This window comes from Streptomyces sp. CWNU-52B, from assembly GCF_047444975.1.
Taxonomy (GTDB): domain Bacteria; phylum Actinomycetota; class Actinomycetes; order Streptomycetales; family Streptomycetaceae; genus Streptomyces.
Genome location: NZ_JBLFJV010000047.1, coordinates 242,970 through 255,977, shown reverse-complemented (window position 1 = coordinate 255,977; position 13,008 = coordinate 242,970). Strand labels below are relative to the sequence as shown.

The following is a 13,008-nucleotide window of genomic DNA, read 5'->3' as shown; positions in this document are numbered from 1 at the left end:
GGGTGCTGCCACAGCCCTTGACGCCGAGGGCCGAACGTCGTCTGCCCGAGCCGCCGGAGGGTTCTTGATGTCCGTTGCCCCGCTGTGGGACGAACTCGCCGAACGGCTTCTCCCGGTCTTCGCCGAGTACCGCGGCCACCTCGGGGATCTCCCTGTCGAAGTCAAGGCGGACAGCACCCTCCTCACCGAGGCGGACGTCACGGTGCAGCGGATCATCATCGACGCGATCCGGGCCGGTGAGCCGGACGCCGTGGTCATCGCCGAGGAGGACGAACGCCAGGGGCCTCGGGAAGAGGTGGCGGACGCCGGCGGGCGGGTCTGGGTGATCGATCCCATCGACGGAACGGCGGAGTTCGTCCGGGAGGGACGAGTCGAGTTCTGTTCGGTGGTCTGCCTCCTGGAGGACTGGCTGCCGGTGTCGGCCTTCGTCCTCGCCCCGGAACTCGGTTCGGGCCGTACCCCTCTCACCGTGACGGCTGACGCGCGTGCACGCCGTCTCACCCTCAACGGTGAAGAGGTCGCTCCCTCCGCCCCGCCCGAAGCGGAACGGTGGATCTCCGCCACCCGCAGTGCGGGAACACCTCCCCGGGGCTTCGACCCGGCAGCCGGGCAGGCGGGATTCCTCCTGAAGACGCGGACGACGTCGCAGACCCTCGACATGGTCCGCACCGCCGTCGACCTCAGCCGTGCCACGGACCCGGCCCTGCCGCCCTTCGAACTGTTCTGGCGACGCAGGCAGAAGGTGTGGGACGGGATCGCCGGCCTGTGCCTGGGCACGGCTGCGGGACTGCGCCACTGCGACGAAGAGGGCAAGGCACTGCCTGCGCAGCCGTCCTTCTTCAGCCAGGCGGAGCCCGTCTTCGCCTCCACGATCATGGGGCGGCCCGAGGCCGTCTCCTGGTTCCTCGACGCACCTCACTGACGACGCGGAGCGTTCGGCCGATGACACAACGGAACACCGACGTCCTCCTCGACGTCACATCCTTCATCAGCGCAGACGACTTTCTGCTGGCCCAGAACAAGGCCGCTCAGCCCGATGATCCGTTCGCCCGGCAGTGCTTCGTGGAGATCGTGCAGTCGCTCATCTTCATGTCCCGGGTGTACGTGGGACACCCCGTGCTGTCGAACCCCCGTCCGGAGGACTTCGGGGAACGCCCGCTGCTGCTGCGCGAACTGATGCGGACGGGTCTGACCCGTACCCTCCAAGCCGACGCCCCCCAGCAGAGACGTGCGGCGGACCTGGTGGACACCGCGCTCAGCGACCTGGAGAGCGTGCGCGGGATCACCAGCATGGCTCGCTTCGTGGAGCAGGCGTTCACCATCGACCGTGCCAGCGCCGGCTCACAGACCGCGCTCTCCAGCCGTTTACAGGGCTGGAGCGCGTTCCAGGAACAGAAGGTCCGGAACACCAGCGGTCATCACTCCTACCGCATCCCCACCCAGGACGGGGTCGAGGAGGACGGCTTCGGGGAATGGGCCCGCGCCGCGGCGGTCATCCTCGCCGGGCCCCTGCGGGACATCACCGCTCCCGGCCAGGGCAAGTACCTCATGGCCACCCTCGCGCGCGGCATGAAGTACCAGGCCCGCGCGGAAGCGGCCCAGATGCCGTACCAGTCCCATCCGCTCCGCAGGGACTTCTCCCTGACGTTCGACCTCACGCGGGACGGCGCGGGCGACGACACGGTGCTGGACATCATCCAGGCGGTGCGCGGTATCCACGACACGCTCAGCCGCACCGCCGGGCAGGACAACGCCCATCGACTGCGGCTGCTCGAACTGGAACTGCCGCTGCTGGGTGGCAGGTTGTGGGAGCCGGCCGAGGCCGGACGGCTGGACGACCATGGCTGGATCGCCCTCATCGTCCAGCGCGTGCAGGAGTACCGCGAGCGGGCGGCAGATCTCCGGCACGCCGTCGAACGCTGCGTCACCGACGAGGACCAGCTGCGCCTCGCCCGCGACATCGAAGGCGTGAAGCATCAACTCCTCGACCGGCTGGGGCTGCGCAGGGCCGAGATGTCCGCCATGGAGCAGGAGCTGGTGAGTTCCGTGGCGTCTGTCACCCAGGTGGCGACCGGGGTGCCCGCCGTCAGCGGCCTGTGGTTCGGGGCGCGGTCGCTGGGCAAGCAGTTCGCGTTCGTGGGCGCGCAGCCCTTCCAGCGGTTCCTGTACAAGGAGTTCATCAACGCGTGGAAACGGGCGGGCCGTTGACCGCCCGCCCGCCGTTCTCGCCGTCCGGCGCGGCGGGCAGACGCATGCCCCGCGACTCGGCCACGCGCAGGACGTCGGCCAGGCACTCGGCGAGCCGGATGCCCGCGTAGCGGATCTCCGTGTACGGCGACATCGGGTCGTCCAGCAGCGGACGGGCGAGGGCGAGCACATCACCGCCCGTGGCGAGCTGCGCCGCCTCCAGTTCGTCGGCGAGGCGGGACAGGTATCCGCCGCCGTGGTCCGTGAGCAGGTAGCTCGGCCTCCCGTCGGGGGACGGCCAGGGCAGAAGGCGGGGCACGAGGTCGCCGGCCACCGCCTCGGGTCCGTCGGCGTGTTCCGTGACGCGCTCCATCAGGCAGCCACCTCGGCACGTACGAGACCGGGACGGTGCCCCTGCCGGAGGGCGGCTTCCCGCTCGTGGGCGGCCAGATAGGGGCGCACGAGGGCTGAATCGGCACCGTCGAGAGGCGTCACGAGACCGTACGGGGAACGGTGACGGGGAAGCCGTACGGCGGTGATGTGGACGCAGAGGCAGGCGTGATGGCGCGTACGACGCCGTCTGCCGGTACCCGGGGAGAAGAGGAGGCGCGTCCATCGGAGGGCGCGGCGGATAAGGTCGAGCATGTCGACGCTCCTTTCAAGCGTTGGCCGTGCCCCGGGAGGTCTGGCCACCTCGCCGGGGTTTTGCGTATACCGACCATACCGGCAACTGCGTCCCCCCGCACCCCTCTGCGTGAGTCCGCACCCCAGCGCGTTGGAACGCGTTCCGGCCCTGCGGTCCGCATTGGGCTGCGGCACCGTGAAAGGATGACTGAGCTTCCGCGCTACGAGTACGTGAAACTCGCCGACGCGATCACGGCAGACATCGCGTCCGGCAAGCTGCCGCAGGGGGCGGCGTTGCCCGGCGAGCGCGCCATGACAGAGCTCTACGGCGTGAGCATCGGCACCGTGCGCCGGGCCGTCGTCGAACTCCGGAAACGCGGGCTCGTGGCCACCCTGCCCGCGAAAGGGACGTACGTCGTCGGAATGCCGGAGCCGTCCGGCGAGGAAACCGCAGCGGGCGAACCGGACGCCTGAAGGGGCCGCCCCGTGCCGCACGGCCGGGGCTCTCCTCGTTTCTGAGGGTCCAGTGGCTGGGCGATATCGCCGTTGTGCAGTGCGCGGGCGTTGCAGGCGCGACCATCGTTGCTGGAAGCACCCATGGAAACCGAAGGAGTAGATGTGGCCGCACCACTGTCCGCCGCCAAGTTCCTCGCCGCCCTGAAGGCCGAGGGCGTCAAGGTCGTCGAGGTCGGCAACTGGCGTACCCACAACCGCAACAGCCAGGGAGCCTGGGGGCCCGTCCACGGTGTGATGGTCCATCACACCGTCACCAAGGGCACCGCCGCCACGGTCGCGATATGCCGGGACGGCTACAGCGGGCTGCCGGGCCCGCTGTGTCACGGTGTCGTCGCCAAGAACGGCACCGTGCACCTCGTCGGCTACGGCCGCGCCAACCACGCCGGGCTCGGTGACGACGACGTACTGGCCGCGGTCATCGCCGAGAGGTCGCTGCCCGCGGTGAACGAGGCCAACACCGACGGCAACAGCCGCCTCTACGGCTTCGAGTGCGAGAACCTCGGCGACAACAAGGACCCGTGGCCGGCCGTCCAGGTCGAGGCCATGGTCCGCGCGGCCGCCGCCGTCCTCCGGGCGCACGGCTGGGGCAAGGACGGCGACACCTCCGTGATCGGCCACAAGGAGTGGCAGCCCGGGAAGATCGACCCGCGCGGGCCCGGGGTGTCGATGCCGGACATCCGCAAGCGGGTCGCCGAGCGGCTCAAGCACGCGGCGTCCTGGTCGCCGGGCGGGACCACCACGTACACCGTCCGCGCCGGCGACACCCTCTGGTCGATCGCCGTGGCCAAGCTCGGCGACGGCAACCGTTACACCGAGATCAAGACGCTCAACGGCCTGACGTCCGACACGCTCACCGTCGGCCAGGTCCTGAAGATCCCCCAGAAGTGAGGCCGGTTCTCCGCACCGCCGCGCCTTCCGGGCCACGGGGGCGTGGCGGTGCGCAGAGCGGAGTCACGGCCGGCGTCGACGCCACCGCCGCCACCACCGCACGCTGATCCCCCGCCTACGAGAGAACGACGCAGCCTCGCCGCTCCAGTTCGGCCAGCAGCGACGGTGCGGGCTCACAGGCGTTCCAGCGCAGGTCCAGCTTCTCCAGCGCGGGCAGGTCGACGACCCAGTCCGGCAGGCTCGTGAGGCGGTTGCCCCGTACGTCGATCTGGCGCAGCCGGGGCAGGGCGACCAGCGCCCGAGGGAGCTCGGTGAGGGCGTTCTCCCGCAGGTCCAGGTGGCGCAGTTCGCGGAGGTCGGCCATGGACGGCGGCAGGCTTTCGACCGCGTTGCCCCGGAGCCACAGTTCGCGCAGGCCGCGGAGGTCGCCGATGCTGTCGGGCAGCGTGGTGAGCCGGTTGTGCTGCGAGCGGAGTTCGACGAGTCCGGACATCCGGCCCAGGGCCTCGGGCAGGGCGGTGAGCGCGTTCTCGCCGACATTGAGGTAGCGCAGCCGCGTCAGGTTCCCCAGCGCGTCCGGGATCTTCGTCAGCCTGTTGTCGTGCAGGTAGAGGCAGCCGCTGAGTCCGGCCAGGTCGCCCAGTTCGGCGGGGACCGAGGTGAGGTGGTTGTGGCCGAGGTCCAGAGTGGTGAGCCGGTGCAGCCGTCCGATCCCGGGCGGGAGGTCGGTGAGCCCGTTGTCCGCCAGGATCAGCACCCGCAGCTCGGTGCGCCGCCAGACGGACTCGGGTACGTGTCCCAGCTGTTGGCGCCAGAGGTTCAGTACGTGCGGCACGGCGTGCTCCCTCCCCCGGGCCGCTCAGCGCCCGGCGCCCGTCCCCACCCTCGCGCCTGACCAGAACCCGGAAACGCCGCAGCGCCCGACCCGACCGAAGCCGACCCAGGCGCTGCGCGGCAGGTCAGAAGAGGTTTCCCTCCCCCTGCTCCCGTAGACCCTGTGGGACTCGAACCCACAACCAATGGATTAAAAGTCCACTGCTCTGCCAATTGAGCTAAGGGTCCGTGTGCCGACCCGCGTCGGCGCACGCACCGACCCGCGTCGATGCCAGGAACGAGCATAGCCGGAGGTGGCCGGGACTCCGATCGGGTATCGGTGTCCCGGCCGCGCCGAAGGGGGCCAGAGGGTGGGGAAGGGGGCGGGAACGTCACGGATCGACCGGCTCCGGGGCGCCGGCGCGAGCCGCCTCGCGGGCGCGGGTGCGCTCGTGGTCCGGGTTGAGGAACCAGTGCCGGGCCGAGGCGAACCACCACACCGCGGCGAAGCCCAGGACCGCCAGGACGGCGACGGGGGCGTAGTTGAAGGTCTCCCAGGTGACCGGTGAGACCTGGGGGAGCATGAACAGGACCGTGATCACGCCGACCCAGACGACCGCCACGATCCCGATCGGGCGGGACCAGCGGCCCAGATGCCACGGGCCCCGTTCGAAGGCCTCGCCCTTGCGCAGCCGCAGCAGCGTCGGGATCACGTACGCGATGTAGAGGCCGATCACCGCGATGGACGTCACCGCCGCGTACGCGGTCACGTTGATCAGGTACGGCAGGCCGAGGACCAGCGCGCCCAGCGCCGCCAGCCACACCGCCGCGACGGGCGTGCGCGTGCGCGGGTTCACCGAGTGCCAGACGCGCGAGAACGGCAGCGCCCCGTCCCGCGAGAAGGCGTAGATCATGCGGGAGTTGGCCGTCACCGACGCCATGCCGCAGAACAGCTGTGCGCCGATCACCACCAGGAGCAGGAGTTTGCCCGCCGTCGCACCGAGCGCGTCCAGCAGGATCTGGGCCGGCGGCACCCCCGTCGGCGACCCGAGGGCACCGTCGTACGACTGGATCGCGAACGTGAAGCCCAGCAGCAGGACGAAGCCCGCTATCCACGACGTCCAGATGGACCGGACGATGCCCTTCGGGCCCGCCGTGGACGCGTCGTGCGTCTCCTCCGTCATGTGCGCCGAGGCGTCGTACCCGGTGAAGGTGTACTGCGCCATCAGCAGCCCGAGCAGCACCACGTAGAAGCCGCTGCCCCAGCCCGTGTTGTTCACGAACTCCGTGAAGACGAAGGACGCCGACTGGTGGTGGTCCGGCGCGAAGGTCAGCGCGCCCACGATGACCGCCACGCCCACCACGTGCCACCACACGCTGACGCTGTTGAGGAGGCCGACGATGCGTACGCCGAAGGTGTTCAGCAGGCCGTGCAGGACGAGGATCCCGGCGAAGAGCAGGATCGTACGGCCCGGGGTGACCTCGAAGTCGAACTGGAGGTTCAGATACGCGCCCAGGAACGAGGCCGCGCCGAAGTCGATGCCGGCGGTCACGGCGACCTGGCCGAGGACGTTGAACCACCCCGTGAACCACGCCCAGGCCGCGGCCGTCCGGGGCGGCGCCAGCCGGTGGGCCCAGAAGTACAGGCCCGCGGAGGTCGGATACGCCGAACAGATCTCGGCCATCGCGAGCCCGACGAACAGGGTCATGAGCCCGACCACGATCCAGCCCCAGGTGATCACGGCCGGGCCGCCGGTGTTCATGCCGAACAGGTAGAGCGTCAGACAGCCCGAGAGGACCGAGATGATCGTGAAGGAGACCGCGTAGTTGGAGAACGCCGACATACGGCGGGCGAGAACCTGCGTGTAACCGAGCTGGGCCAGCCGCTCTTCGTCCGACAGCCCACTCACTCTGGCGTCATCTGTCATGCCCCCAGCAATGCCCCCGCCGGGGGTATGACATGCGCCACAGAGCAGTTCACCTGGCCGAAATACACGGCCCCGGGCCGCGGACGCCAGACGCCAGGCCCCGGACGCCGAAGGGCCCGGACGACCGAGGTCGTCCGGGCCCTTCGCGCGATTCAGTTCATGCCCTGTCAGCCGTTGCGCTTCCAGCGGGGCTTCTCGTCACGGCGGCCGAAGGAGGAGCCGGAACCGGTGCTGCCGGAACCCGAACCCGAGCCGGCGCCGCGGTGGTCGTCACGGCGGCCCGACGGGCGGTCGTGACCACCGGAGCGGAAGCCGCCGCCGGTGGGACGGTCGCTCTGGCGGTCACGGTTGAACGGGCGGTCGCTGCCCCGGTGACCGGCCGGACGGTCGTCCCGGCGGAAGCCGCCACCGGTGGGACGGTCGCCGTCACGGCGGTCGCGGTTGAAGCCGCCCGAGGTCGCGGGGCGGTCGTCGCGACGGAAGCCGCCACGGTCACCACCACGGTCGTTGTCACGACGGTCGTCGCGGCGGAAGCCACCCGAGGGGCGGTCGTCACGACGGTCGAAGGAACGGCCGCCACCACGCTCGTCGTCCCGGCGGAAACCACCGGAGGGACGCTCGTCGCGACGGTCGCGGTTGAAGCCACCCGACGAACGGTCGTCACGGCGGTCACGGTTGAAACCGCCCGACGGACGGTCGCCGTCACGACGGTCGCGGTTGAAGCCGCCCGAGGTCGCGGGGCGGTCGTCACGACGGAAGCCGCCACGGTCACCACCACGGTCGTTGTCACGACGGAAACCGCCCGAACCACCCGAGGGGCGGTCGTCACGACGGTCGCGGCGCTCGTAGTTGCCGCGGTCGTCACGACGCTGACGCGGCTCGTCGCGCTGCTCGGCGGCCTGCGCCACCGGCTCCTGCGCCACGGCCACCGCGGCGGCCTCGACGACGGCTGCCGCCTCGGCCAGCGCGGCCTCCGGGTCCTCGCCACGCTCACGCGCGGAGCGCGCGACCAGCCGGTCGGCCTCCTCGCGCAGCTCGACGGCACGCCGCTGCGCGCGCTCCAGCTCCTTGCCGAGCTGCGACACCTCGCGCTCGGCCTGCTGCGCCGCGTTGCCCGCGGACTCCGCCTGGACCTCGGTCATCGACCGGGCGCCCGTGATGTCAGCGACCTCCGGGTCGAAGGCCGCGCCGCCCTGGATGATGTGGCGCGTGGCGTCGACGCCCGCGTCCTCCATCTGGCGGAAGATCTGCCGACGCTGGTGCGGCAGGGAGAGCGACACGACCGTGCCGCTGCGCCCCGCACGGGCCGTACGGCCGGAGCGGTGCAGGTAGTCCTTGTGGTCACCGGCCGGGTCCACGTTCAGGACCAGGTCGATGCCGTCGACGTGGATGCCTCGGGCGGCGACGTCGGTCGCGACGAGCGCGTTGACGTAGCCCTTCTTGAAGTCCTCCAGGACGCGGGTACGCGCGCCCTGCGTCATGCCGCCGTGCAGCGCGTCGGCCTTCACACCGGAGTCGCAGAGCTGCTCGGCGATGCGGTCGGCGCCCAGCTGGGTGCGGACGAAGATGATCGTGCGGCCCTTGCGGGAGGCGATCGCGGCGGTGACCGGCGCCTTGTCCTTGGGCTTCACGATGAGGATGTGGTGCGACATGGTCGTGACGTTGCCCTGGGCGCTGTCGACCTCGTGCGTCACCGGGTTGGTCAGGTAGCGCTTGACCAGCGTGGAGATCTCGTTCTCCATCGTGGCCGAGAACAGCATGCGCTGGCCGCCGCCGGGGATCTGGTCGAGCAGCTCGGTGACCTCGGGCAGGAAGCCCAGGTCCGACATCTGGTCGGCCTCGTCGAGCACCGCGACCTGGACGTTCTCCAGGGAGCAGGCGCCACGGTTGATGATGTCGCGCAGCCGGCCCGGGGTGGCGACGAGGACGTCGACGCCGCGCTCCAGGGCGTAGATCTGGTTGCCCATCGACGTACCGCCGCAGACGACCTTCATCTTCAGGCCGAGGACGTCGCCGTACGGCTGGAGGGCGTCCGCGACCTGCATCGCGAGCTCACGCGTCGGCGTGAGGATGATGCCGCGGGGCTTCTTCTTCTCGGTGTGGCCGCCGGAGAGCTGCGTGAGCAGCGGCAGACCGAAGGAGAGGGTCTTGCCGGAGCCGGTGCGGCCACGGCCGAGGATGTCCTTGCCGGCCAGGGCGTCCGGGATGGTCGCGGCCTGGATCGGGAAGGGGGCGGTCACACCGTTCTGCGAGAGCTTGCGCACGACGCCCTCGGGGAGACCGAGGTCGGTGAAGGTGATCTCGGGGGTCGCGGGAGCCGCGTTCTCGTCGGCCGCCTCGACCGTCTCGGTCACCTGGGTCTCGGTCACCTGGGTGGGCTCTGTCGGCTCGGGCGCCTCGTTCTCGGGCACGACGATGTGATCAGTACTGGAAATGGACATGCGAATGCGAAACCTTCCGGAGTCTCGTCGGCACGCGCCCGTCAACTCCGTGATTTCGCAAACGACCGCCTCAATGCGGTCAGCCACGGCAAGGGAGAGTACGCGCCACGCGGCGCTCTTTTTATCGGCGCCGGGCAAGTGGGATCAAACGATCTACCACCATACGCACCCCCTGCCGCGCAAGGCAAACTGAGACAGATCCCGCAGGTCAGAGACGTGCGCAAGCCCACACGGAACCGCCGCGCGAGCCACCATCCGCAGCCGTGCCCCGCGGCCGGTCACCCCACAGCGGTCGCTCATCGGTCGCTCATCGGTCGCCCACGCTTCACTCACACTCAGGCCTCGACCCCGGCCTCCGGCGCCGGTTCCCGGCGCTCGACGAGCTGCGGTTCGGGCTCGGGGTGCGCCGAGGACGACGGCTCGGCGGGGGGCTGCTCCGGTGACGGCTCGGACGTCTCCTTGGGGGGCGTCGGCTCCGGATCCGGACGGGTCGGCGTCGGCTGCTCCTGCGTCGGTTCCGGTACCCCCGGCCCGGGGTCCTTCCCGTCGGAGCCGCCCTTGCCCGGCTTCCTCGGCGCGGTCGAGCCGCTCTCACCGGCCGACGGCGACGCCTTGCCGGGGCGGGACCTGTGGGGCTTGGCCCCGGCGTGTTTTCCGTCACTCGTGCCGTGCCGCCCCGCGCCGCCGCTCACCGTCGGCCCCCCGCCGGGCACCTCATGGCCCGGCTTCCCCGCGGAGTGGGAGGGCCCGGTCCGGCTCCCCTCGTCGTCGCCGACGCTCATGCAGCCGGCACAGGCGGCGACGGCCAGGGCCGCGGCGGCCAGACGGACGGGTACGTACATGGCGCGCACGAGCAGCTACCTCCGGATGGGGTCCCCCGGTCCGGACGGGGCCGGAAACGCGGGGAACGGGAGCGCGGGGAAGGGGACGAGGGGTCCCCCTGCCCAACTCCCGCCGCCCGCAAGAGGACACGCGGGCGTACGCGGAGAAGCGGTGAGCGATGTGTATGACGGGCCGCCGGACGTCAGCCGTACCCGAGGGCGTGCAGCCGTGCGTCGTCGATCCCGAAGTGGTGGGCGATCTCGTGCACCACGGTCACCTCGGTCTCGGCCACCACCTCCTCGCGCGACCCGCACATCCGCAGCGTGGGGCCCCGGTAGATGGTGATCCGGTCCGGCAGCACCCCGGCGTACCACTCACCGCGGTCGGTCAGCGGCGTCCCCTCGTAGAGCCCGAGCAGCTCGGGATCGTCGGCGGGCGGTTCGTCCTCGACGAACACCGCCACGTTGTCCATCAACCGCGTCAGCTCCGGCGGGATCCGGTCCAGCGCCTCGGCGACCTGTTCCTCGAACTCCTCGCGCGTCATCTCCAGCACCCGACCATTGTCCGGTACGGACGCCCGGACGGTAGGCCGGACGGCAGGCCCGCCGTCGGCGAACGGCCGGTCCGCCGTCGCCCGGACGGCAGCACCGCCGCATACCCGCCCCACACCTTGGGCATACGGGACGAATGGCCCGCGTCCCCGCTGCCACCGCTCTGCACCACGTACGGAAGGCCCCCCGCCTCCTCGTACGCCACTACCGCTCACGCCGCGCCCACCCCGTCGTCGAACTCGTCCACCAGCCGCACCCGTACACCCGGGCGCTCGGTCTCCTGGCCGTCGTCCTGCTCGGCGCGTGGCTGGGCCTGCTGATCGTGGGGAACGTCCGCGCGCCGGTCGGCCCCATGGACACCACGATGACCCTGCGGCCCTCCCTCACGGGCGGCACGAAGATCAACGTCTCCCCGCTCGGCGCGCTCGAACTGCGCAGCCACACGGCCCCGCTCCGGCTCGACGTGGACGTCGACCGGCTCGACCCGGTCCGCTCCCAGGCCCTCGTCGACCACCCGGAACGGCTCTCCGGCCTCCAGGACGAGGTGGGCCAGGACGTCGGCGCCGGCACCCTCGACCTGGCCGTACGCTCCTGTGTCGCCGTCGTCTCCGGCGCGACGGCCCTGGGCCTGGCCGTCTACCGGCGCCCGCGCCGGGCCCTCGCGGCGGGCGGCCTGGCGCTGACCCTGCTGGTCGCCTGCGGGGCGACGGCCTTCGCCACCTGGAACCCCAAGTCGGTCCTTGAGCCGAAGTTCTCCGGACTGCTCTCCTCCGCGCCCTCGGTCGTCGGCAACGCCCGCAGCATCGTCAGCGAGTTCGACGTCTACCAGAAGGAGCTGGCCCGCCTGGTGACGAACGTGACGAAGCTGTACGACGTCACGTCCACGCTGCCCGTGTACGCGCCGGACCCCTCCACCATCCGGGTCCTGCACGTCTCCGACATCCATCTCAACCCGGCGAGCTGGAAGATCATCGCCTCGCTCGTGGAGCAGTACAAGATCGACGTCATCGTGGACTCCGGCGACACGATGGACCACGGGACGGCGGCGGAGAACGGCTTCCTGGACCCGGCGGCGGACCTGGGCGCGCCCTACGTCTGGGTGCGCGGGAACCACGACTCGCAGGTCACCCAGAAGTATCTGGAACGCATGAAGAACGTGCACGTCCTGGACGACGGGCGGGCCGTGTCGGTCGCCGGGCTGCGGTTCGCGGGGATCGGCGACCCGCAGTACACACCGGACCGCTCGGCCGAGGCGGTCGGCGAACCGGCGGAGGAACTGGCCGGCGCGCGTCTCGCCTCCGCCCTGCGCGACCAGGAGGCCGCGGGCACCCCGGTCGACATCGCGATCGCGCACAACCCGAACGCGGCCCGCGTGACGGACGGCGATGTCCCCCTGGTCCTGGCGGGCCATGTCCACCACCAGGAGATGGAGGTCATGAAGTACGGCACGCGGCTGCGCATCGAGGGGTCCACCGGCGGCAGCGGCCTGCGCGCGGTCGAGGGGAGGAACCCCGACCCGATCGAGACGTCGATCCTCTACCTGGACCGCGACACCCGCCGTCTGCAGGCCTGGGACGAGATCAAACTGGGCGGTCTCGGGCTCACGACGGCCGAGGTCAGCCGTCATCTCCCGAAGGAGAACCAACCCGGCGCGCCGGCCTCGGCTCCCCCTTCCGCCCCCACCCCCTAAACCGTTTTGGCGATCCCTCCCGACATCCCATATGCTTCTCACGTCCCCGACGCGCTGCAAGGCGCCCAGGCGGGCCGATAGCCCTCATCGTCTAGCGGCCTAGGACGCCGCCCTTTCAAGGCGGTAGCACGGGTTCGAATCCCGTTGGGGGCACGCAATATCGTGTGCGAAACTGATTTCACCGGTTAGCGCACAACAGCTGGGTCCTGTGGAGCAGTTTGGAGTGCTCGCCACCCTGTCAAGGTGGAGGCCGCGGGTTCAAATCCCGTCAGGACCGCTGCGATTCTTCAGTGAATCGCGTGGCTGGGTAGCTCAGTTGGTACGAGCGATCGCCTGAAAAGCGATAGGTCGCCGGTTCGATCCCGGCCCCAGCCACCACCCGAAGGCCCCGTCCACCAGGACGGGGCCTTCGTCCTACGCCCAGGCCCCTGGGACCCGCAGTCGCCACACGACCGGGCGGGGGCGGGCCGGTATGTCGCAGCCCGCCGCCTAGAGCTCACGCAAAAGACGTCCACTCCACAGGCGCCGGGCCGTACGCCCGGTTGCGG

General features: G+C 70.8%; 12 protein-coding genes and 4 tRNA genes. 8 read left to right on the top strand and 8 right to left on the bottom strand.

The genetic code is table 11. The annotated features are described in order from the left end of the window. Positions 1–67 precede the first annotated feature (67 nt). Positions 68–922 (top strand): inositol monophosphatase family protein, encoded by an 855-nt coding sequence (locus tag ACLVWQ_RS32505; RefSeq protein WP_414112804.1) that lies wholly within the window; start codon positions 68–70, stop codon positions 920–922. 20 nt (positions 923–942) lie between these two features. Beyond that, on the top strand, positions 943–2,208 hold the full coding sequence (locus ACLVWQ_RS32500) for a hypothetical protein (protein ID WP_414112803.1): 1,266 nt from the start codon (positions 943–945) through the stop codon (positions 2,206–2,208). Here ACLVWQ_RS32500 and ACLVWQ_RS32495 read toward each other — a convergent pair. Both ACLVWQ_RS32495 and ACLVWQ_RS32490 read right to left on the bottom strand, forming a co-directional pair. Beyond that, on the bottom strand, positions 2,180–2,560 hold the full coding sequence (locus ACLVWQ_RS32495; RefSeq protein WP_414112802.1) for a hypothetical protein: 381 nt from the start codon (positions 2,558–2,560) through the stop codon (positions 2,180–2,182). The two genes, ACLVWQ_RS32500 and ACLVWQ_RS32495, sit on opposite strands and share 29 nt — an antisense overlap. Then, the gene (locus ACLVWQ_RS32490; protein ID WP_414112801.1) at positions 2,560–2,832 is read right to left on the bottom strand and encodes a hypothetical protein; all 273 of its coding nucleotides are present in this window, start codon (positions 2,830–2,832) and stop codon (positions 2,560–2,562) included. The genes ACLVWQ_RS32495 and ACLVWQ_RS32490 overlap by 1 nt, the downstream gene beginning before the upstream one ends. Before the next feature lie 183 nt (positions 2,833–3,015). On the opposite strand from ACLVWQ_RS32490, the gene ACLVWQ_RS32485 reads away from it, so the two are divergent. Both ACLVWQ_RS32485 and ACLVWQ_RS32480 read left to right on the top strand, forming a co-directional pair. Continuing rightward, positions 3,016–3,285, top strand: a complete 270-nt coding sequence (locus tag ACLVWQ_RS32485) for a winged helix-turn-helix domain-containing protein (RefSeq protein WP_414112800.1) — start codon at positions 3,016–3,018, stop codon at positions 3,283–3,285. Between the two features lie 144 nt (positions 3,286–3,429). After that, positions 3,430–4,215: an N-acetylmuramoyl-L-alanine amidase gene (locus ACLVWQ_RS32480; RefSeq protein WP_414112799.1), complete on the top strand. Its 786-nt coding sequence runs from the start codon at positions 3,430–3,432 to the stop codon at positions 4,213–4,215. 115 nt (positions 4,216–4,330) lie between these two features. Here the strand turns inward: ACLVWQ_RS32480 and ACLVWQ_RS32475 are convergent, their stop codons facing one another. The 6 genes from ACLVWQ_RS32475 to ACLVWQ_RS32450 all read right to left on the bottom strand — a co-directional run bounded on the left by ACLVWQ_RS32475 (position 4,331) and on the right by ACLVWQ_RS32450 (position 10,772). Further along, the gene (locus tag ACLVWQ_RS32475) at positions 4,331–5,050 is read right to left on the bottom strand and encodes a leucine-rich repeat domain-containing protein (protein ID WP_414112798.1); all 720 of its coding nucleotides are present in this window, start codon (positions 5,048–5,050) and stop codon (positions 4,331–4,333) included. Positions 5,051–5,204: 154 nt separating this feature from the next. Then, positions 5,205–5,277: transfer RNA gene (locus ACLVWQ_RS32470), tRNA-Lys, on the bottom strand. 143 nt (positions 5,278–5,420) lie between these two features. After that, positions 5,421–6,956, bottom strand: a complete 1,536-nt coding sequence (locus tag ACLVWQ_RS32465) for an amino acid permease (protein ID WP_414112797.1) — start codon at positions 6,954–6,956, stop codon at positions 5,421–5,423. Positions 6,957–7,123: 167 nt separating this feature from the next. Next, positions 7,124–9,397, bottom strand: coding sequence for a DEAD/DEAH box helicase (locus tag ACLVWQ_RS32460; RefSeq protein WP_414112796.1), 2,274 nt, complete (start codon positions 9,395–9,397; stop codon positions 7,124–7,126). 335 nt (positions 9,398–9,732) lie between these two features. Further along, positions 9,733–10,239: a hypothetical protein gene (locus tag ACLVWQ_RS32455; protein WP_414112836.1), complete on the bottom strand. Its 507-nt coding sequence runs from the start codon at positions 10,237–10,239 to the stop codon at positions 9,733–9,735. Positions 10,240–10,421: 182 nt separating this feature from the next. Then, entirely contained in the window at positions 10,422–10,772 is a 351-nt protein-coding gene (locus tag ACLVWQ_RS32450; RefSeq protein WP_414112795.1) for a metallopeptidase family protein, read from the bottom strand. Between the two features lie 134 nt (positions 10,773–10,906). On the opposite strand from ACLVWQ_RS32450, the gene ACLVWQ_RS32445 reads away from it, so the two are divergent. The 4 genes from ACLVWQ_RS32445 (at position 10,907) to ACLVWQ_RS32430 (ending at position 12,838) form a co-directional block, all read left to right on the top strand. Continuing rightward, entirely contained in the window at positions 10,907–12,460 is a 1,554-nt protein-coding gene (locus ACLVWQ_RS32445; RefSeq protein ID WP_414112794.1) for a metallophosphoesterase family protein, read from the top strand. 80 nt (positions 12,461–12,540) lie between these two features. Then, positions 12,541–12,613: transfer RNA gene (locus ACLVWQ_RS32440), tRNA-Glu, on the top strand. Positions 12,614–12,662: 49 nt separating this feature from the next. Continuing rightward, a tRNA-Asp gene (locus ACLVWQ_RS32435) sits at positions 12,663–12,737 on the top strand. Between the two features lie 24 nt (positions 12,738–12,761). Next, positions 12,762–12,838: transfer RNA gene (locus ACLVWQ_RS32430), tRNA-Phe, on the top strand. Positions 12,839–13,008: the final 170 nt, after the last annotated feature.